At 71.9% G+C, this 19,039-nt stretch carries 24 protein-coding genes; 10 read left to right on the forward strand and 14 right to left on the reverse strand.

Features of this window, described 5'->3' with window-relative positions:
• Window positions 1-46 precede the first annotated feature (46 nt).
• Window positions 47-448 carry a hypothetical protein gene (locus ACIGO6_RS27150; protein WP_399880667.1) on the reverse strand — a complete coding sequence of 134 codons (402 nt, stop codon included), beginning with the start codon at window positions 446-448 and terminating at the stop codon, window positions 47-49.
• Window positions 449-531: 83 nt separating this feature from the next.
• On the opposite strand from ACIGO6_RS27150, the gene ACIGO6_RS27155 reads away from it, so the two are divergent.
• Together ACIGO6_RS27155 and ACIGO6_RS27160 are read left to right on the forward strand one after the other, a co-directional pair.
• Window positions 532-1,305: an MBL fold metallo-hydrolase gene (locus ACIGO6_RS27155; protein WP_399880670.1), complete on the forward strand. Its 774-nt coding sequence runs from the start codon at window positions 532-534 to the stop codon at window positions 1,303-1,305.
• Window positions 1,302-1,937, forward strand: coding sequence for a DedA family protein (locus ACIGO6_RS27160; RefSeq protein ID WP_399880672.1), 636 nt, complete (start codon window positions 1,302-1,304; stop codon window positions 1,935-1,937). The genes ACIGO6_RS27155 and ACIGO6_RS27160 overlap by 4 nt, the downstream gene beginning before the upstream one ends.
• 258 nt (window positions 1,938-2,195) lie before the next feature.
• On the opposite strand, the gene ACIGO6_RS27165 is transcribed toward ACIGO6_RS27160, so the two are convergent.
• From ACIGO6_RS27165 to ACIGO6_RS27185, 5 genes are all read right to left on the reverse strand, one after another.
• Window positions 2,196-3,260 (reverse strand): MBL fold metallo-hydrolase, encoded by a 1,065-nt coding sequence (locus tag ACIGO6_RS27165; protein ID WP_399880675.1) that lies wholly within the window; start codon window positions 3,258-3,260, stop codon window positions 2,196-2,198.
• A complete protein-coding gene (locus tag ACIGO6_RS27170; protein WP_399880678.1) occupies window positions 3,257-4,567 on the reverse strand; it encodes an aminotransferase class I/II-fold pyridoxal phosphate-dependent enzyme in 1,311 nt (436 codons plus the stop codon). Before ACIGO6_RS27170 ends, ACIGO6_RS27165 begins: the two co-directional genes overlap by 4 nt.
• Before the next feature lie 132 nt (window positions 4,568-4,699).
• Window positions 4,700-5,515, reverse strand: a complete 816-nt coding sequence (locus ACIGO6_RS27175; RefSeq protein ID WP_399880681.1) for a hypothetical protein — start codon at window positions 5,513-5,515, stop codon at window positions 4,700-4,702.
• Between the two features lie 596 nt (window positions 5,516-6,111).
• Entirely contained in the window at window positions 6,112-6,354 is a 243-nt protein-coding gene (locus tag ACIGO6_RS27180; protein ID WP_399880684.1) for a DUF5133 domain-containing protein, read from the reverse strand.
• Between the two features lie 197 nt (window positions 6,355-6,551).
• Window positions 6,552-6,929 carry an STAS domain-containing protein gene (locus tag ACIGO6_RS27185; RefSeq protein ID WP_399880686.1) on the reverse strand — a complete coding sequence of 126 codons (378 nt, stop codon included), beginning with the start codon at window positions 6,927-6,929 and terminating at the stop codon, window positions 6,552-6,554.
• A 112-nt stretch (window positions 6,930-7,041) separates the two neighbouring features.
• On the opposite strand from ACIGO6_RS27185, the gene ACIGO6_RS27190 reads away from it, so the two are divergent.
• The 4 genes from ACIGO6_RS27190 (at window position 7,042) to ACIGO6_RS27205 (ending at window position 9,186) form a co-directional block, all read left to right on the forward strand.
• Window positions 7,042-7,413, forward strand: coding sequence for a helix-turn-helix transcriptional regulator (locus ACIGO6_RS27190; protein ID WP_399880689.1), 372 nt, complete (start codon window positions 7,042-7,044; stop codon window positions 7,411-7,413).
• 166 nt (window positions 7,414-7,579) lie between these two features.
• Entirely contained in the window at window positions 7,580-8,140 is a 561-nt protein-coding gene (locus tag ACIGO6_RS27195) for a DUF6328 family protein (RefSeq protein ID WP_399880692.1), read from the forward strand.
• 341 nt (window positions 8,141-8,481) lie between these two features.
• Window positions 8,482-8,679: a hypothetical protein gene (locus tag ACIGO6_RS27200; RefSeq protein ID WP_399880695.1), complete on the forward strand. Its 198-nt coding sequence runs from the start codon at window positions 8,482-8,484 to the stop codon at window positions 8,677-8,679.
• Window positions 8,680-8,823: 144 nt separating this feature from the next.
• Window positions 8,824-9,186: a helix-turn-helix transcriptional regulator gene (locus tag ACIGO6_RS27205; RefSeq protein WP_399880698.1), complete on the forward strand. Its 363-nt coding sequence runs from the start codon at window positions 8,824-8,826 to the stop codon at window positions 9,184-9,186.
• A gap of 42 nt (window positions 9,187-9,228) precedes the next feature.
• Here ACIGO6_RS27205 and ACIGO6_RS27210 read toward each other — a convergent pair whose 3' ends face one another.
• From ACIGO6_RS27210 to ACIGO6_RS27220, 3 genes are read right to left on the reverse strand one after another with little or no spacing between them, the layout of a single operon-like run.
• Window positions 9,229-9,561 carry an STAS domain-containing protein gene (locus ACIGO6_RS27210; protein WP_399880701.1) on the reverse strand — a complete coding sequence of 111 codons (333 nt, stop codon included), beginning with the start codon at window positions 9,559-9,561 and terminating at the stop codon, window positions 9,229-9,231.
• Complete coding sequence (locus ACIGO6_RS27215) at window positions 9,558-10,847, reverse strand: PP2C family protein-serine/threonine phosphatase (RefSeq protein WP_399880704.1); 1,290 nt, start codon at window positions 10,845-10,847, stop codon at window positions 9,558-9,560. The genes ACIGO6_RS27210 and ACIGO6_RS27215 overlap by 4 nt, the downstream gene beginning before the upstream one ends.
• The gene (locus ACIGO6_RS27220; RefSeq protein ID WP_399880706.1) at window positions 10,847-11,650 is read right to left on the reverse strand and encodes an alpha/beta fold hydrolase; all 804 of its coding nucleotides are present in this window, start codon (window positions 11,648-11,650) and stop codon (window positions 10,847-10,849) included. Before ACIGO6_RS27220 ends, ACIGO6_RS27215 begins: the two co-directional genes overlap by 1 nt.
• Window positions 11,651-12,100: 450 nt before the next feature.
• Between ACIGO6_RS27220 and ACIGO6_RS27225 the strand changes: the two genes are divergently transcribed.
• A complete protein-coding gene (locus ACIGO6_RS27225; RefSeq protein WP_399880709.1) occupies window positions 12,101-12,484 on the forward strand; it encodes an ATP-binding protein in 384 nt (127 codons plus the stop codon).
• Window positions 12,485-12,535: 51 nt separating this feature from the next.
• Here ACIGO6_RS27225 and ACIGO6_RS27230 read toward each other — a convergent pair whose 3' ends face one another.
• From ACIGO6_RS27230 to ACIGO6_RS27245, 4 genes are all read right to left on the reverse strand, one after another.
• Window positions 12,536-13,342, reverse strand: a complete 807-nt coding sequence (locus ACIGO6_RS27230; protein ID WP_399880712.1) for an RNA polymerase sigma factor SigF — start codon at window positions 13,340-13,342, stop codon at window positions 12,536-12,538.
• A gap of 305 nt (window positions 13,343-13,647) precedes the next feature.
• The gene (locus ACIGO6_RS27235; RefSeq protein ID WP_399880714.1) at window positions 13,648-14,064 is read right to left on the reverse strand and encodes a VOC family protein; all 417 of its coding nucleotides are present in this window, start codon (window positions 14,062-14,064) and stop codon (window positions 13,648-13,650) included.
• A gap of 5 nt (window positions 14,065-14,069) precedes the next feature.
• On the reverse strand, window positions 14,070-14,498 hold the full coding sequence (locus tag ACIGO6_RS27240; protein ID WP_399880717.1) for a helix-turn-helix transcriptional regulator: 429 nt from the start codon (window positions 14,496-14,498) through the stop codon (window positions 14,070-14,072).
• Between the two features lie 76 nt (window positions 14,499-14,574).
• Window positions 14,575-16,965 (reverse strand): ATP-binding cassette domain-containing protein, encoded by a 2,391-nt coding sequence (locus tag ACIGO6_RS27245; RefSeq protein WP_399880719.1) that lies wholly within the window; start codon window positions 16,963-16,965, stop codon window positions 14,575-14,577.
• Between the two features lie 188 nt (window positions 16,966-17,153).
• On the opposite strand from ACIGO6_RS27245, the gene ACIGO6_RS27250 reads away from it, so the two are divergent.
• The 3 genes from ACIGO6_RS27250 (at window position 17,154) to ACIGO6_RS27260 (ending at window position 18,664) form a co-directional block, all read left to right on the forward strand.
• Window positions 17,154-17,561 (forward strand): DUF2795 domain-containing protein, encoded by a 408-nt coding sequence (locus ACIGO6_RS27250; RefSeq protein ID WP_399880722.1) that lies wholly within the window; start codon window positions 17,154-17,156, stop codon window positions 17,559-17,561.
• Window positions 17,562-17,583: 22 nt separating this feature from the next.
• Window positions 17,584-18,027, forward strand: coding sequence for a CBS domain-containing protein (locus tag ACIGO6_RS27255; RefSeq protein ID WP_399880724.1), 444 nt, complete (start codon window positions 17,584-17,586; stop codon window positions 18,025-18,027).
• Window positions 18,028-18,121: 94 nt separating this feature from the next.
• Window positions 18,122-18,664 carry a type 1 glutamine amidotransferase domain-containing protein gene (locus tag ACIGO6_RS27260; RefSeq protein ID WP_399880727.1) on the forward strand — a complete coding sequence of 181 codons (543 nt, stop codon included), beginning with the start codon at window positions 18,122-18,124 and terminating at the stop codon, window positions 18,662-18,664.
• A gap of 64 nt (window positions 18,665-18,728) precedes the next feature.
• On the opposite strand, the gene ACIGO6_RS27265 is transcribed toward ACIGO6_RS27260, so the two are convergent.
• On the reverse strand, window positions 18,729-19,007 hold the full coding sequence (locus ACIGO6_RS27265) for a DUF6158 family protein (RefSeq protein WP_399880730.1): 279 nt from the start codon (window positions 19,005-19,007) through the stop codon (window positions 18,729-18,731).
• Between the last annotated feature and the right edge of the window lie 32 nt (window positions 19,008-19,039).

Here is a 19,039-nt window from a genome sequence, read left to right on the forward strand (position 1 = left end):
CCCCCCGGGTCCGGTTCACACCCCCCGGCCCCCGGGGCGAGCGGGGTCAGCGGCCGTCGTAGCCCGCCGTCGGCATCGACAGGCGCCGGTGCACGCAGGCCTTCATCCGGGCGTCGTAGGACGGTTCGGCGTGGCCGGCCGTCTCGACGCGGACCCCGCGCCGCGCGCATTCCGCGGTGAACTCCGCCACGGACGACAACGCGCTCTCCAGCACCCGTCGGCTGGGCGCCACGAACAGGTCCTGTCCCGGGCGGACGCCGTCCCACAGGGCGGCGTGGTCGGGCCGCAGTCCGCGGACCAGCAGTTCCCGGGCGACGACGTAGCCGTGCTCCGCGGCCCAGCGGGCGCACATGGCGTGCTGGCTGCGGGAATCGACCAGGAACGGGTCGTCGTCCAACTGCTCCAGCGGCGTCAGACTCGCGATCGCCGTCACCCGCACCAGCCCCATGGTGTCCCCCTCACCTCCCGTTTTCGCCGCCGACCCTACTCCTGGACGTAGGCTTCGGGGAGTCGCGCGAAGGAGGCAAAGAGGTGCCGGTGGAGCTCACGTGGTGGGGTCACGCCACCTGCACGGTCGAGGATTCGGACATCCGCGTGCTCACCGATCCTCTGTTCGTCCGCAGGCTCGCCCATCTGCGCCGCAGGCGGGGCGCGGTGCCGCCGCCGGACGCCTGGCGCGCGGACGTGGCGCTGGTGTCCCATCTGCACGCCGACCACCTGCACGTGCCGTCGCTGGCGCGGCTCGCGCCGGGCACGCGCCTGCTCGTGCCCCGGGGCGCGCCGCGTGCGGTGCCGGGCATGCGCAGACTCGGGCACCTGAAGCTGACCGAGGTGGCGCCCGGCGACGAGACGATCGTCGGTGACCTGCGGATACGGGCGGTGCCGGCCCGGCACGACGGGCGGCGGCTGCCGCTCGGACCGCACCGCTCCCCCGCCCTCGGCTATGTCGTCGAGGGCGAGGCCCGGACGTACTTCGCCGGGGACACCGGCCTGTTCGACGGCATGGAGAAGGAGGTCGGGCCGGTCGACGCGGCGCTGCTGCCGGTGGGCGGCTGGGGCCCGTACCTGGGTCCGGAGCACCTGGACGCGGGGCGGGCGGCCGAGGCGCTGGCCCGGCTGGCGCCACGCACGGCGGTGCCGGTGCACTACGGCACGTACTGGCCGATCGGGATGGACGCCGTGCGCCCCCACGAGTTCCACACGCCGGGCGAGGAGTTCGTGCGCCTGTCGGCGCTGCGTGCGCCGGGGGTGGCGGTGCACCGGCTGGGGCACGGCGAGAGTGTGCGGGTGGAGGTCGCGCGGTGAGCTGGCTCGGCGCCGCCACGACGAGCATGACGAGCATCCCAACGGACCCGGCGGGACAGGCGTTCGGCTATCCGTCGCTGTTCCTGCTGGTGCTGATCGGGGCGTTGGTGCCGGTGGTGCCGACGGGCGCGCTGGTGAGTTCGGCGGCCGTGGTGGCGATGCACCAGACGGTGCCGTTCGCGATGCTCATGGTGTTCCTGACGGCGTCGCTGGCCGCGTTCTGCGGGGACATGGCGCTGTACTGGCTGGGGCGGCGCGGGGTCGGCTCGAAGAACGGCTCGCGCTGGCTGGAGGCGATCCGGTCCCGGGCGCCCGAGGACCGGCTGGAGCAGGCGCAGCGCAAGCTCACCGAACACGACGTCGCCGTGCTCGTGCTCTCCCGGCTGGTGCCGGCCGGACGCATACCGGTGATGCTGGCCTGTCTCCTCGCCGAGTGGCCGCTGCGCCGCTTCGCCCGGGGCAACCTGCCGGCCTGCCTGGCCTGGGCGGTGACGTACCAGCTGATCGGGATCCTCAGCGGCTCGCTGTTCAGCAAGCCCTGGGAGGGCATCGCGGCGGCGATCGCGCTGACCGTACTGGTCAGCGGTGCACCGAGCGTGTGGCGCCGGTTGCGGGGGCCGGCGAAGGCGTAGCCCTGCGGGGCGGCCGCGCGGAACGGCGGCGGGGCCGACTCCCGGCAGACCGGGACGGCGACGCCGCCGGGCGGGCGGCCCTCCTTGAGTGAGGGCGGGCGCGTCGGCCGCGCCGCGGGGGCCTTGCGACGGCTTTCGCGGGGGCGGCGCACGGCTCGGCGTCCGCGTGGACCGGCGGGGTGCTCGTCGTCCGGCGCTGCCCCGAACGCCGGGGTGCCGGGTCCCGTGGCCGGGCGGGGTGGGCAGGTCCCTGTGCCGCTACTCCAGGACGCGGGAGGCGCCGATCGGGAGGTCCCACAGGTTCTCGCGGGGCAGGCCCGCGTGGTGCCAGGCCGCGCGGACGCGGGTGAGCGGTTCCAGGACCGGTTCCGCCGACAGGACGAACGTGCCCCAGTGCATCGGCGCCATCCGGCGGGCGCCGACGTCGCGGGCGGCCCGCACCGCCTCCTCCGGGTCGCAGTGCACGTCGCTGAGCCACCAGCGGGGGTCGTAGGCGCCGATGGGGAGCAGGGCCAGGTCGATGCCCGGGTAGCGGCGGCCGATGCGGGTGAACCAGTGGCCGTACCCGGTGTCGCCGGCGAAGTACACGCGGCGGCCGTCGGGGGCGGTGAGCACCCAGCCGCCCCACAGGCTGCGGCAGGTGTCGGTGAGGGTGCGCTTGGACCAGTGGTGGGCGGGGACGAAGTCGAACCGGACCCCGTTCAGCTCGGTCGCCTCCCACCAGTCCAGCTCGGTGACCCGGGTGAAGCGGCGGCGGTGGAACCACCGGGCGAGCCCGGCCGGGGCGAGGACGGGGGTGTCGCGCGGGAGCCTGCGCAGGGTGGGGGCGTCCAGGTGGTCGTAGTGGTTGTGGCTGATGACGACGGCGTCGACGCGCGGCAGGGCGCTCCAGGGGACGCCGACGGGGGTGACACGGGCCGGGGTGCCGAGGATGCGGCGGGACCAGACGGGGTCGGTGAGCACGGTGAGCCCGCCCATCTGCAGCACCCAGCTGGCGTGTCCCGCCCAGGTGACGGCGACGGTGCCGGCGTCCACGCGGGGCAGCGGGCCGGGGGCGTACGGCAGTCGGGGGATGTCGGTGAGGCCCTCGCGGCCGGGTCTCACCGCGCCCTCGCGGGCGAATCTGGCGAGGGCCTTCAGACCGGGCAGCGGGGCGGTCAGCCGGTCGTGGAAGGTCCGCGGCCACACCCGGCGCTCGGCCGGCGGCCGGGGTTCGGCGAGCGGGGGGAACGGGGGCGCGGAGGGTGACGTGGCCGCCGCGGCGCCGAGGCCCTCCTGGACGGGCGTGGGCGTGCCGGTGGTCGACCGGGGCTGCTGCGTCATCGAGGAGGCTCCCATCGCTGAGCGTCGCGGAGATCGTCGAAGACCGACTTCAGTCGGCTGAGCGCGCGGTGCACGTGTGGCAGTTCCAAGGGATCGGGGGACGCGAGGCACTCCGCGCCGTGGCCCGCGTCCGGATCGCCGGTCGGGCCGGTCGCGCCGAGGAAGGGTCCGGTGGCGAGCCGGACGCGTAGGGCCGCGAGGTCGTCGCCGAAGCGGTGGCCGCCGGGAGCGGGCATGCCGAGCCGGGCGGTGAGGAAGTCCTCCAGTTCCTGGGCGTCGCCGACGCCCTGGGCGCCGAGCGCGTCGCGCAGCGGACCGAGGTCGGCGTACAGGTGGCGGCCGGCCTGTGGGGGGCGTGCGGTGGCGCCCGCGGTGACGACGGTGGAGTGCACGGCGGCGGCCACGCGCGCGTGCAGGCGCACCGCGGCCGAACGGCGGGCCGTGACCGGCTCGGGTTCGGCCAACGCGTACCCGGCCGCCGCGGCGACGGGCGCGGCGACGCGGGCGCCGAGCGCGGTGAGCACGTCGAGCACGCGCGCGTGCAGACCGTCCCCGGCGGCGGAGGCGGGGAAGCGGGCGACGGCGGCCGGCCAGCCCGGCGGCAGCAGCGCGCCGGCCAGGTCGGTGACGACGGTGACCCGTGCGGGCCACATCTCGGCGGGGCTGAGCAGCACGGTGGCATGCGCGTCGTACAGGGTGTCGCGCCAGGTCTCGTCGCTGACCAGGTGCAGTCCCTCGGCCGCGGCGGCCTCGACGGTCTCGTGCAGCAGTTCGGGCGGCGCGACGGTGCCGGTGGGGTCGTCGGCGACGGAGAGCACGAGCAGGCGGGGGTCGCCGCCCTCGGCGCGGACCCGGCGGACGGTCTCCAGGAGGGCGTACGGGTCCGGTACGCCGCCGGACTCGGCCGGGGTCGGCACGTGGAAGACGGGTCTGCCCAGCAGGCGGGCGTACGGCGCCCACCAGGCGGCGCACGGGCGCGGCACCAGGATGTCGCCGCCGAGCGCGGCGGTGAGCGCGAGCAGCAGGGCGTTGGCGCCGGGGGCGGCGGCCACGTGGCCGGGCTCGGTGGGCAGGCCGCGGCGGTCCCAGTAGCCGCAGGCGGCGTCCAGGAGGGCGGGGGCGCCGCCGGCCGGTTCGTCGTGGGCGCGGCCCGCGGCGGCGGCGAGTACGGCGGACAGCTCGGGCAGTACCGGCAGGCCGTCGTCGGGGAAGTGCGGGCCGTAGCGGACGGGACCGTGGCCCACGGGGTCATGGCCTGCGGAGCCATGCCCTGCGGAGGGAGGGCCTTGGGGATCCGTCAGCCGCATGCGTACCTCCGCACGGTCCGTGATGCACTGTCCTGTCGCCGTCGGGCCGCGGGCGCTTCCTCGGCCGTTGATCCAGGTACCCACCGTGCCGCCCCGTCATGGCTGCCATGGCTGCCATGGCTGCGGGCGGGGTCAGTGGAACCCGTCCTCCCCGCGCAGGCGCAGCCGCAGCCGGTGCGCGGCCGCGCCGCACGCGCCCGCGATGAGCACACCACCGGCGATCAGCGCGGGCATCGAGTCGGTGAAGGTCCCGCCCGCGCCGGCCCGTACCCCGTGCTCCACCGCGGCGCCGCCGCAGGACTTCCCCTGCGCGGAGGGACACGCCGGCTTGGGTGTGGCGGCGTCACCCGCCCCCTCCCACTCTCCCTCGCCCTCCTCCGGGACGGTCATCGTCGCGCTCCACGGCTCGCCCTCGTCGCCGGAGGCCGACGGGCAGGTGCCGTCGACGGTCCAGGGTTCCTCCTCGGGGTCCGCCGCCTCCGCGTCCACGCGGGCGGTACCCCGGTAGGCGGGACCGGACGTCGTCGCCTCGCCGCCCGCCACCTTGCGCAGCGCGACGGTGCCCTCGTCGAAGGCCTGCGAGGTGGCGTCGAGCGTCGAGGGCGCGGCCCCGCCGGTCGGACCGCAGGCGACCGAGACGGTGACGGTGTCACCCGGGGCGACATCGGCCGGGCGGACCTCGGCGGCGGGCGCTCCGGAGCCGTCGACGACCGACGGGACGCCCGGGTCGGCCGGGTCGGGCGGCAGAGGGACGCCGGAATCGGAGCCGGGCGGCACGGGCACGCCCGGCTCCGAAGCGGACGGCACGGAAGACGGCACCGCCGCGCCGGGGTCGGTCGAGCCGGCCGGCAGGGGGACACCCGGGTCGGCCGTGCCTGGTCCCGCGAAGACGCCGAGGGCGGTGCCGGCCAGGACGGCGACGGACAGGGCGCGGGCGGTGCGACGCATGGGGCGGGCTCCTTCGAGCGACGGCTGCGGGGGCACGGCACTCGCGCCCCCCGCAGCCATCACAGCCCGCCCGGCACGGGGACGCGCGCCACCGTGCGCCGTTCGCGCGAGCGGGGCGCCCGGGCGGGTGAGAGCCGAGGCAGGGACGGCCGTTACCCTGCCGCTTTCTCCCATCCACACACGCGGTGGCAACCGTCACCCGCGCCCTCCTGCTCACGCCACCGCAGTCTGTCCCTCGCCGGCAGCGGGCGAGGACACTCCCGCGCGAGATGTGCACACGCTGATCGCCGCTCAGCTCGGAGTGGGCGACTCCCGCGTCATCACGCCACCGAGTCGCCAGGGACACCATTCGGCACGCCCTCCCCCACTTGTCGTCACCAACCAGGTGCAGCAACTGGATTTCGATTTCGCCCACCGCACCAGCGTGTGCCTGACCGACCGCTGTCCGTCGACTGCTTCCTCTTGGCCGGCGACAGCGACCGCATCCACTCACAGGGGGCCCTGCACCATGCACCAGTACGGCGTCACCCGGTGGCCCCATCGACAGACCGGTGGCGGCCTCCTGGGACTGTCCCGCTTCCGCGGCCTCGATGCACCTACGCCGCCAGCGTCTCGTCGTCCTGGGACACGCTCGTACGGGTGGTGTACCTCTCGAGCAGAGTGTCCGCCCTGGCCAGAGCCTCCTCGGCGGTGCGGGCTCCGGTCATCACGCACAGCGTGTAGCTGGCGTCGTCGAGCGCCCTGCCGGTGTGGCCGGTGGGACGCACGTCGTGCTCAATGCGCGCCTGAGCGAACCGGGCCAGCACCGCACGCAGTTCCTTCTCCGCCGGAAGGATCATCGTGATATCTCTCCCCTGATGAGTCCCGCCCGCAGAACGGCTGGCCGTACCGCGGGGAGGTGACCGTCTTCATGGTGTCCGATGGCCCCGGTGCAGGACCGGGGCCATCGGACAGAATTCCGAATGCCCCGCGCCGAAAGGTCCATGCCGCCGGTGCGGGACCGTCGTCCGGGCCGCGGCGCGGATGACTCAGGGCTCTAGCAGTTGGCGGCTTCCTCCACCGTCGCCCGCACCTTGAGGATCGTTTCGACTCCGGTGATTTCGAGAAGGCGCCGCACTTGCTGTGTCGGCGCAGCCACGCGGAGGTCGACGGCTCGATGGGTGAGGATCAGCAGGTTCAACAGAGTCGAGTCGGCGAAGGTGACGCCGGAAGCGTCCAGGACCACCTTCGAATGCTCCTTGGCCGCGGTGTCCAGCGCCTCCGCCAGGGGCGCTATCGAGGACATGTCGTACGAGCCTCGTGCGCCGACGACCCGGGCGCCGCCCCTTTCGTACAGCACCACCGAGGCTTGCTCCGGGCGCTGCAGTCGGCTCACGTCGGCGGCGTCAGTGCGCCCAGTGACCGGCTCATACATAGACACCTTCGGGCCCCTCCTGCGATTTCCACACACAGATCCTGTCACCCATTGCACGAAAAGTATGTCATGTATGTGGCTTCACGCAAAGACGGTCCGTAGAATGCTGTGCATGGTCGAAGCGCCCGAGTCTCACTCCGGATGGACGTTCGTCACCAACCACGCGCGTGTGCTGGCGGCCATCGCCGACAACCCGAGCGTCCGGATCCGTGACATCGCCGCCCGCTGCCGGCTCACCGAGCGCGCCGTCCAACGGATCATCTCCGACCTCGAGCAGGACGGATACCTCTCCCACACCCGCGACGGGCGCACCAACACCTACCGCATCCAGCCGGACAAGGTCCTGCGCCATCCTGCGGAAGCAGGCCTGACCGTCGCCTCACTGCTCTCCCTGCTCGTGCAGGACGAAACCGACCGTGGACGCTACGAAAACCGGCCCTCCGGCTTGGCCGGCGTCAGCGGGCGCGCGACGGAGGCGCGGTAGACGCCGGTCACAGAATGGCCGCTCATGCAAGGGCCACCCCTCCCGCACCGGTGCCGGTTCTCACCCGTATCCCGGTCCCGACGGAGCACCTCCGTCAGGTGTCCTCTGCATGCGAAGAGCTCCAACGGGCAGATGAACGGTCCGCAGAAGGAGGGGAAAGGCAAGCATGGCGACGGAGTCGATCGAGCGGTCGGAAGCAACGACCGGCGGGGGCTGTGCGTGCGGAGGCCACGGCAGCGCTGCCGCGGACGAGGCACCGGAGACGCCACGCGAGCGGGTCAACCGCCGCTGGAACGAGATCATGCAGGAGACGCGTGTCGCTCAGACGGGGGTGCAGATCCTCTTCGGCTTCCTGCTCAGCGTCGCCTTCACCCCCCTCTTCCACGACCTGAGCACGTTCGACCACGCCGTCTACGTCGTCACCGTGATCTCGGGTGCCACGGCCACCGCGTGCCTGATCGCCCCGGTCTCCATCCACCGCTTCCTCTCGGGTCAGCGGATGAAGGACGAGATGGTGGAGGTGGCGCACCGGCTGATGATCAGCGGCATGCTCCTGATGGCCGTGACCATCGGCTGCACGCTGCTCCTGATCCTGCACGTCGTGGTGCCGGGCCTCATGGCGAAGCTGCTCGTCGGCGGCGTGATGGTCTGGTTCGCCCTTTCGTGGTATGCCCTTCCCCTCTGGCTCCGCCGCCGGTCCGCCCGCCGCGCGGCCCGTCAGGTCTGAACTGCCGGCGCGGGGCGGCACACAGGCTCTGGATGCGCGTGGTCGACCGAAAGCGCGCCGAGCCTGCGCCCGACGACGGTGTCGTGATCGCTCCCAGCGTGACACCGAGCACGGTGCACCTCTCCCGGCGCGCCGACTTGGGACGGTTTCGACCGTTGTCAATGCTGGTGATCACTTCGTCCAGCCGCCTTGCGGACCCGCCCCGGCAACCAGAACCAGCAGGCCGGCCGGTGTACGGCGGCGTTGACGGGACAGAGGCCAGGGGGCTGTGATGCAACCGGCCGCCGCCCAACCCTTGGCGGCGGCCGCCATAGGAAGCGAAGAGAAGTAAGGAACAGGGGATGTCGCACGAGCAGATTCGCCGGCCTGCAGAGCGGGCCGATGACCTGATGGCTCCCGCCAAGCCGCAGTGGCAGGACCTCTTCAAGGCTCCCGCGTACGGGCCCGAAGTCGCCGAGCCGCACGGGGAGGAGGAGGTCCGGCTTGCCCGACGTCCGCGGCAGCGCCGTGGTGGGCGCAGCAACACCCGGGCCGCTTGACACTTGACGCGGTGGCTTCGTTTCCCCCGGTCGCCCCGGACCACGGCCGACCGGGGGGAGGCTCACAGACAGTCATCTATCTATTGCATGAAAAATGTGTCGTGCTTTCAGTGTCCGGCAAGGGTGGTCCGTACAATGCCCCGCATGGTTGAAGTGCCTGAAGCTCACTCCGGATGGACGTTCGTCACCAACCACGCGCGTGTACTGGCGGCCATCGCCGACAACCCGAACGTCCGGATCCGTGACATCGCCGCCCGCTGCCGGCTCACCGAGCGCGCCGTCCAACGGATCATCTCCGACCTCGAGCAGGACGGATACCTCTCCCACACCCGCGACGGGCGCACCAACACCTACCGCATCGAACCGGACAAGGTCCTGCGCCACCCGGCCGAAGCAGGCCTGACCGTCGCCTCACTGCTCTCCCTGCTCGTGCAGGACGAGACCGATCGCGGCAGGGAGTCCGGCACCCGCTCGTTCCGCTCGGTCCACGCGAGCGGTGCGCGGTAGGAGCACTTGTTGCAGCTGCTGTCCACGACCCCTGGGGTCGGATCACGTGGCGGCGGCGCTGTCCGGGTAAATGGGAAAGATCTGGTCCAGGCCGACAATGCGCAGCACGCGCAAGATGTGGTCGGGCACCGTGGCGAGCGCGATGCCGGCCTGGGCGGCCTGCGCGTGGTTGCGGGCGACGATCAGCGCGGTGATGCCGCTGGAGTCGCAGAACGTCACGCCGGCCAGGTCAAGGACGAGGCGATTGCCGGGCCGGAGGACGAGCGTGGTGAGCAGTGCCCGCAGTCGGTCGGCGGTGTCGTAGTCGAGGTCGCCGTGAAGCTCCAGAACGGGCCCGGTGGCCCCATCTCGGGTGACGATCTCCAGCTGGCTCATTCGATGACTTTGTTCTGGGGGCTGAGGGCGGCCGGGACGCCGAGGGCGAGCAGGGCCGTGTCGTCGTCGAGGCCGTCCCCGAAGTCGTCCAACAGTTCGGTCAGGGCCTGGATCACGGCTTGAGGCGACTTGCCGGCGTGGCCGGCGGCGAATTCGAGCAGGGCCTCGTCCCCGTACAGACTGGTGCGGTCTTCGCCGGTGCGGGCTTCGGTCAGGCCGTCGGTGTACAGCAGGAGAGTGTCCCCGGGGCCGAGGACGGTCGTGGCGGTGGCGAAGGGAGCGGAGGGCAGGACGCCGACGAGGAGCCCGCCCGGCGTGGACAGGAACTCAGCCGTGCCGTCGGCCCGGAGGACGAGGGCGGAAGGATGCCCGCCCGAGGCCAGGTGGACGGTGACCGCGCCGGAATCGCTGTCGGGTTCCAGGAGGCCGAAGATGACCGTGCAGTAGCGCGGGTCGCCGCCTCTGTAGCGCTCGTTGAGCACCTTGTTGAGGGTCGTCAGGGCGGCAACGGGGTCCGGGTCATGGAGGGCCGCGGCACGCAGGGTGTAGCGGGTGAGCGAAGTGACCGCCGCGGCCTGGGGCCCTTTTCCGCACACGTCGCCGAGGAAGAAGGCGAAGCGCCTGCCGTCGCTGGGGAAGAGGTCGTAGAAATCGCCTCCGAGCCGGTCGGGAGAAGCGGTGCGGTAGTGCACCGCCGCCTCCACCCCCGGTACGGACGGCAGGGTGGCGGGCAGCAGTGACTGCTGGAGAACGGCCAGGGCGTCCTGGAGCCGGGCTCGGTCCGCCTCCGCCTGTTCGCGCGCGTCCTCCGCCGCCTTCCGGGCCCGCAGCAGCTCCTCTTCGTAAGCCCGGCGGTCCCGGGCGTCGAACACGGTGGTCCGAATCAGCAGGGGCTCTCCGGTGCTGCCGTGTTTGACGACGGAGGAGACAAGTACTGGTATCCGGCCACCGCCGGCCTGCTTGACTTCCAGGGCTATACCGCCGACCTCGCCCTGCATCCGCAGCAGGGGCGCGAAATGCGTCTCGTGGTAAAGCTTGCCGCCCACGGTCAGCAGGTCGGTGAAGCGCATCCTCCCCACCACGTTCTCCCGCTCCAGGCCCAGCCAGCCCAGCAGCGTGGTGTTGATCTTGGCGATGGTGCCGTCCATCAGCGTGGACAGGTACCCGCAGGGAGCGCTCTCGTAGAGTTCCTCGGCACTGTCCTCCAACAGTGAGGCGAAGATCGCACTCGGTTCCTCCCCGTTGCCGGGGTCGGAGGGGTCGGGCTGCTGACCGGTTCGGCACATCACTTCAGACGCGCCAGGAAGTCGGTGATCGCCTCGTTGGTGGCCTCCGGCGCGGACAGCTGCGGGCAGTGTCCGGTGGCGTCCAGCGTGACCAGAGTCGAGCCTTGGATCGCACCGTGCACGAAGGCACCCACCTCCCGCGGGGCGATGACGTCCTGGGTGCACTCCAGCACCAGCGTCGGCACGCTCACCCTCTTCAGGTCGTCCCGCGAATCCGACAAGAACGTCGTCCGGGCGAAGACGCGCGCCATGTCCGGGTCAGTGGCACAGAAGCTGTTCTTGAGTTCCTCGCCCAGTTCGGGCCGATCGGCGTTGCCCATGATGACCGGTGCCATCGCCGCCGACCAGCCCAGGTAGTTGGACTCCAAGGACGCCAGCAGCTCGTCGATGTCCTCGGCGCTGAACCCGCCCCGGTAGGCCTCGTCGTCGATGTATCGAGGGGACGGCGCGACCATGACCAGGGCACCGATCCGCGAGGGGGCCGTTTCGGCCGCCAGCACGCCGATCATCGCGCTCACCGAGTGCCCCACCAACACCGCGTCGCGCAGGTCGAGGGCTTCGCAGACCTCCACCACATCGCGGGCATAACCGTCCAAGGACGCGTAACGGTCCCCCGAGAACGCGGACAGATCCGAGCGGCCCGAGCCCACGTAGTCGAACAGGACCACCTGATAATCCTCGACCAGGGCGGGCAGGGTCAGCCGCCACATGTTCTGGTCACAGCCGAACCCGTGCGCCAAAACCACCGTGCGCCCCAGCGGGTTACCGGTGACAGTGACGTTGTTCCTGCGCTCGATGTCCATGACGCCACTCTCTCAGTTCTCGTCGACAGCTTCCCCAGGGGGCCGAATCACCCCACGCCCCACCCGCCGCCTTCACATGTGACAGATATGACATACGCGAGCACATACGGGACCGGGGCCATGCACGGATCGGCGGCGGAGGTGGGGGTAGGTGCCGTCGGCGTGCGTGGGGAACGTATGGCGGCCGTCATGGAAGCAAACCCGGGTGAGCGAGACGACGCGGCACCAGGCGGCCGACCCACGGACGCCGGCCGGGTCAACCCTGCTCATCTGTTGTGTACGCCATACCAAGGGACCGATTCACGCCAGGGATCCCGGCCGATCCGTACCGTGCCCCGGCGTCAATACCGCATCAGGGGGTAGACGCGACTGGACGAGACCAAACCACGGATGTGTATTCAGGTGGACAAACCAGCGGTCAGGGCGGTGGGTTGGGCGCGGTCCCTTCCGATGAGCAGCGACGTGAAAGCGGCGAGGGACTGGTCCCGCGAGCGCCTGAGGACACTCGGCTGGACGGACAGCGCTCCGCAGACGGTGGATGCGGTACTCCTGACCGTTTCGGAACTGGTCACCAACGCTCATATTCACGCCCACAGTGACGCCCAGCTGGTGATGACGTGGGACACGCGCTGCCTGCACGTCGCTGTCCATGACGCCTCCAGCGGCCTGCCCACTCCCCGGCCTCCGAGCGCCGAACGCATCGGCGGGCGGGGCATCCTTCTTGTCGATGCCCTTGCCGACAGCTGGGAAGCGCGCCCCTGCCCCTACGGCAAAACCATCGTCGCCTGCTTCCACCCGCCCGCCGCACCTGAGCCCGACGGCCAGCAGACGTAGGAGTACGCCCGGCAGGCCACGGTCCTCGACGTTGCTTCAGTTGAAGGTCTGTCACGACTGGTGACGGGCCTCCGGGTCCCGGAGCACCTGTTCGCGGACTCGCTCGCAGCACCGGCTGATCAGCCGGGAGACGTGCATCTGGGAGATGCCGAGCTGTTCGGCGATGCGGCTCTGGGTCATGTCGTCGAAGAACCGCATGTAGAGGATGGCGCGTTCCCGTTCGGGCAGGGCGGCCAGGCGGCCCTTGACGGCCTCGCGGTCGACGACGGTGTCCAGGGCCGGGTCGGGCGCGCCGAGGGCGTCGCCGAGGGAGTAGCCGTCCTCGCTGCCGGGCAGTTCGGCGTCCAGCGAGAGGGCGGTGAAGCTCTCCAGGGCCTCCAGGCCCACCCGGACGTCCTCCTCGCTGAGGGAGGCGTGCTCGGCCAGCTCGGCGACCGTGGGCCGGCGGCCCGAGATGGTCTGCGACAGGTCCTGACCGGCGAAGCGGACGCGGTTGCGCAGCTCCTGGACCCGGCGCGGGACGTGCAGGGTCCACATGTGGTCCCGGAAGTGCCGCTTGATCTCGCCGGTGACGGTCGGCACGGCGTAGCTCTCGAAGGCGTTGCCGCGGTCGGGGTCGTAGCGGTCGACCGCCTTGACCAGACCGAGGGCGGCGACCTGGCGCAGGTCCTCGTAGCTCTCGCCGCGGCTGCGGAACCGTCCCGCGAGCCGTTCGGCCATGGGCAGCCAGGCCTCGACGATCCGGTCGCGGACCGCGTCGCGTTCCGGGCCGTCGGGCAGGGTGGCCAGCCGACGGAAGGCGTCGGCGGTGTCCGGAGCGTCGTCGTGCGGGTGCTTCACGCTGGCGTGGATCGGCATGGTGCGTCGCAACTCCCTCGGAGCGCGGGGTCTGTCGTCGCGCCGGGCGGCGGCCCGGTCGGCGCGGGCGGCACCGGGGACTCGAACAGCCCACCGGTGCGCGGGGCGGGCGTCACCGTGCGACGACACGGCCCTTGGTCGGGCGGTCACCGTGGGAGGAGGTCCGGTCCGGACGGACGCGTCCGTCGCGGCCTCACGCCGCTCCCACGGACGTGCCTCCTGTCCGAAGCACTGCATCTGCACCTGCCCCCGCGCCCGCGCGCCAAACACCCCGATGTCCCCGGCGGCCCCTGAAGCCGCCGGAGCTACCGCTGGCGCGGCTGGGTGAAGCGCAGCATGTTGCCGGCCGGGTCGCGGAAGGCGCAGTCGCGGACGCCGTAGGGCTGGTCGACCGGTTCCTGGAGGACTTCGGCGCCGGCGGCGCGGATGTGCTCGAAGGTGGCGTCGACGTCCTCGGTGGTGAAGATGACGCCGCGCAGCAGGCCCTTGGCCAGCAGCTCGGCGATGGCCTCCCGGTCCGCGGCGGAGGCGTTCGGGTCGGCGAGCGGGGGTTCGAGGACGATGTCCACGCCGGGCTGCGCCGGCGAGCCGACGGTCACCCAGCGCATCCCCTCGAACCCGACGTCGCCGCGCACCTCCAGTCCGAGTACGTCCCGGTAGAAGGCGAGCGCCTTGTCGTGGTCGTCGACGGCGATGAAGCACTGCGAGAGGTTGATGTCCATGCGCCTCACGCTACGGGCGGCGGCGCGGGCCTGGCTTCTCCGTTCCTGACCGGTCGGGTGTAGATCTTGGCGACGCAGGCCGGGACGGCGGCGCCGTCGCCGTGGTCGCGGGCGCGGTACGCGCTGGGGCTCTCGCCGACCAGTTCGGTGAAGCGCGCGCTGAAGGACCCCAGCGAGGTACAGCCGACCTCGAAGCAGACCTCCGTCACGCTCAGGTCGCCGCGCCGCAGCAGCGCCTTGGCCCGCTCGATCCGGCGCGTCATCAGATAGCTGTACGGCGTCTCCCCGTACGCGGCGCGGAAGCTGCGGGAGAAGTGGCCCGCCGACATCAGGGCGACGCGCGCCAGCGCCGGTACGTCGAGCGGCTCGGCGTACTCGCGGTCCATCAGATCACGGGCGCGGCGCAGCCGGGCCAGGTCCTCCAACGTCGTCACGCCACCCACGATCCCACAGCCCACGGTCCCGCAGCACCGGCCACGACCGGTACCGGCGCTGTGGGCCCGTTCACGGTCAGGCGCCGACGTAGGCCGCGAGGTGCTCGCCGGTGAGGGTGGAGCGGTCGGCGACGAGGTCGGCGGGGGTGCCCTCGAAGACGACCCGGCCGCCGTCGTGGCCGGCGCCGGGGCCGAGGTCGATGATCCAGTCGGCGTGCGCCATGACGGCCTGGTGGTGCTCGATGACGATGACCGACTTGCCGGCGTCGACCAGCCGGTCGAGCAGGCCGAGCAGCTGCTCGACGTCGGCGAGGTGCAGGCCGGTGGTGGGCTCGTCGAGGACGTAGACGCCGCCCTTGTCGGCCATGTGCGTGGCCAGCTTCAGCCGCTGCCGCTCGCCGCCGGAGAGCGTGGTGAGGGGCTGGCCGAGGGTGAGGTAGCCGAGGCCGACGTCGGTGAGCCGCTCGAGGATCTTGTGCGCGGCGGGGGTGCGGGCCTCGCCGGCGCCGAAGAACTCCTCGGCCTGCGCCACCGACATCGCGAGCACCTCGCTGATGTCCCGGCCGCCGAGCCGGTACTCCAGCACCGCGGGCTGGAACCGCTTGCCCTCGCAGTCCTCGCAGGGGGTGGCGACGCCGGCCATCATCGCCAGGTCGGTGTAGATGACGCCGGCGCCGTTGCAGGTGGGGCAGGCGCCCTCGGAGTTGGCGCTGAACAGGGCCGGCTTGACCCCGTTGGCCTTGGCGAATGCCTTGCGGATCGGGTCGAGCAGTCCGGTGTACGTCGCCGGGTTGCTGCGCCGCGAGCCCTTGATGGGGCTCTGGTCGACCGAGACGACGTCCGCGCCGGGCGGGACGGAGCCGTGGATCAGCGAGCTCTTGCCGGAGCCCGCCACACCGGTGACCACGCACAGCACGCCCAGCGGGACGTCGACGTCGACGCCCTGGAGGTTGTGGGTCGTCGCGTCGCGGATCTCGAGCGCGCCGGTGGGCTTGCGCACCGTCTCCTTGAGCGTGGCGCGGTCGTCGAGGTGGCGGCCGGTGACGGTGCCGGTGGAGCGCAGGCCCTCGAGGGTGCCCTCGTAGCAGACGGTGCCGCCGGCCGTGCCGGCGCCGGGGCCGAGGTCGACGACGTGGTCGGCGATCGCGATCGTCTCCGGCTTGTGCTCGACGACGAGGACCGTGTTGCCCTTGTCCCGCAGGCGCAGCAGCAGGTCGTTCATCCGCTGGATGTCGTGGGGGTGCAGTCCGACGGTGGGCTCGTCGAAGACGTACGTGGTGTCGGTGAGCGAGGAGCCAAGGTGGCGGATCATCTTGACGCGCTGCGCCTCGCCGCCCGACAGCGTGCCCGCCGGCCGGTCCAGCGAGAGATAGCCGAGGCCGATCTCCACGAACGAGTCGAGGGTGTCGCGCAGCGCGGTGAGCAGCGGCGCCACCGACGGGTCGTCGAGGGTGCGGACCCATTCGGCGAGGTCCCGGATCTCCATCGCACAGGCGTCGGCGATGCTGACCTTCCCGATCCGCGACGACCGCGCGCCCTCGCTGAGCCGGGTGCCCTCGCACTCGGGGCAGGTGGTGAAGGTGACGGCCCGCTCGACGAACGCCCGGATGTGCGGCTGCATCGCCTCCTTGTCCTTGGACAGGAACGACTTCTGGATCTTCGGGACGAGGCCTTCGTAGGTGAGGTTGACGCCGTTGACCTTCACCTTGACCGGCTCGCCGTAGAGGAAGTCGCGCAGCTCCTTCTCGGTGTAGTCGCGGATCGGCTTGTCGGGGTCGACGAAGCCGGACTGGGCGTAGACCTGCACGGTCCACTGGCTGTCCGACTTCCAGCCGGGGATGGTGAAGGCGCCCTCGGCGAGCGACTTGGTGTCGTCGTAGAGCTGGGAGAGGTCGATGTCGGAGACCTTGCCGCGGCCCTCGCAGTGAGTGCACATGCCGCCGGTGCGCTCGTAGGTCGCCTTCACCGCCTTCTTGTTGCCGCGCTCGACGGTGATCGCGCCGCTGGCGCGGACGGAGGCGGTGTTGAAGGAGTAGGCGCTGGGCGGGCCGATGTGCGGGTCGCCGAGCCGGCTGAAGAGGATGCGCAGCATCGCGTTGGCGTCGGTGGCGGTGCCGACGGTGGAGCGGGGGTCGGCGCCCATCCGCTGCTGGTCCACGATGATCGCCGTCGTCAGCCCGTCGAGGACGTCCACCTCGGGCCGCGCCAGGTTCGGCATGAAGCCCTGCACGAAGGCGCTGTACGTCTCGTTGATCAGCCGCTGCGACTCGGCGGCGATGGTGTTGAACACCAGTGAGCTCTTGCCCGATCCGGAGACACCGGTGAACACCGTCAGACGGCGCTTGGGGATCTCGATGCTGACGTTCTTGAGATTGTTCTCGCGGGCGCCGTGCACGCGGATCATGTCGTGGCTGTCGGCAACGTGCGGTGCGGGCGACTGCGGGTCCGTCCTCTTGGCGCTGCTCATCGTGTCTCCATCGTCTGTCGGGCGGGGCCGCGGGGCGGTCTCCGTCGGCCAGTACACGCTAGAGGGGGCGTGGTGGCCCGCGCTTCTCGATTACTGACCGGAAATCGGAACGGACCGGTCCGGGGGAATCCGTGTCGGCCCGCGGTGTCCGGGTACGCGGTCGGCACCCTGAGGATGTGGAGGGAGACATGCAGCGAGGCAGCGACCGGATGAGCGTCCACCGCGACGACGAGATGAAGCACGAACTGCAGGGTCTGCTCCGGTCCGGGCACCCCACCCGTACCGAGGAGTGGAACGACCCGGAACCGACCGCCGAGGACGACCCGGACGTCATGTACGGCCCGGTGACCCCCGGACGCGGACCGACGTACCTGGAGGCTCTCCGGCTCGAACTGGCCCGGAACCTGACCCGGGGCACCTTCCCCGCGAGCCCGCGGGAACTGTCCCGCGCGCTGCGCCGCGGCAACGCGCCGGACGCCCTGGTCGAAGGGATGGAACGGCTCCCGAACAAGGCGCGCTACGACAACGTCCAGGAACTGGCGGTGGCCCTGACCGAGAGCGGCGGGCCCGGATCCGCCGGGCCGCGCGGCGCGTAGCCGCCGGGAAGGGCGGGCTCGTATGAACGAGAAGCCGGCCGAGTACGTGAAGGACGTCATGACCCCGGGTGTGACCGCCGTACGCCCGGACTCCTCCCTCGTCGAGGCGGCGCAGCTGATGCGTACGCAGAACATCGGCGATGTGGTCGTCGCGGACGGGCAGGACGTCGTGGGCCTGCTCACCGATCGGGACATCACGGTGCGGGCGGTGGCGGAGGGCGTCGATCCGATGGCGGTGAGCGTCGGGGCGGTCTGCACCCGGGGCCCGCTGGTGGTCGCCCCGGACGACCCGGTGGCGGACGCGGTCGCGCTGATGCGCGAGCACGCCGTGCGCCGCCTGCCGGTCGTGGAGGACGGGCTGCCGGTCGGAATGGTGAGCCTCGGCGACCTGGCCGAGGCCCGGGCTCCCGGCTCGGCGCTCGCCGACATCAGCCGTGCGGAGCCGGACGCCCGGGACAGCGGCTGAGGCCGCCCGGGACGGCGGTTGAAACGGGGCCGAACGAGACACGCGCGCCGGGCGGCGACACCGGCCGACGCGCCACGAAAGGAACACGGACCACATGCGCATCGCATTTCTGGCCGCGCCCGAAGGCGTGGAGCAGGTCGAGCTGACCGAACCGTGGCAGGCGGCCGAGGACGCGGGGCACGAGCCGGTGCTCGTGTCGACGCAGTCCGGTGAGATCCAGGGCTTCCACCACCTCGACAAGGCGGACACGTTCCCCGTGGACGAGGTGGTGGGCGACACGTCGGCCGACGCGTTCGGCGGGCTGGTGCTGCCCGGCGGGGTGGCCAATCCGGACTTCCTGCGGACCGACGCGAAGGCCGTCGCGTTCGTCAGGGATTTCTTCGAGCAGGGCCGGCCGGTGGCCGCCATCTGCCACGCCTCGTGGACGCTGATCGAGGCGGACGTCGTACGCGACCGGGTCATGACCTCGTGGCCGAGCCTCGCCACCGACCTGCGCAACGCCGGCGCCACCTGGGTGGACGAGCAGGTGAAGGTCTGCGACCACGGCGAGAACGTCCTCGTCACCAGCCGCAAGCCGGACGACCTCGACGCGTTCTGCGAGACCTTCCTCGCGGAGTTCGCCAAGGCGGGCGGCTGAGGCGCCCGAGCACTGAGCACTGCCGAGGTCGAGTGCCCGTCCCTGCCCGGGACGGGCACTCGGCTCACGCGCCGGGGGCCGCGGCGTTCCCGCAACCGCGTTCCCGGGCGCCCTCGCGGGTGCGGCCCGCGGCGACCGGGCGCCGTGGGTTGCGGCGCAGCCACTCCCCCTCGAGCTGCGCCATGCGCTCGTTGTGGGCCCGCAGCGCGTCGTTCGACCCGTACAGCAGGGTGTCGTGGCGCGTGCGGTGGATGGTCTCCAGCTCCTTCATGAGCTGCTGGTCGTCCAGGCGACCCGGGTCCACTCCGGTCATGGTGTCGTCCCGTGTGTCGTGTTCGTTCATGCGGGCCGGGTACCCGCCCCGCAGCACTACCA

The organism is Streptomyces sp. NPDC053750 (genome assembly GCF_044544295.1).
Lineage (GTDB): Bacteria > Actinomycetota > Actinomycetes > Streptomycetales > Streptomycetaceae > Streptomyces.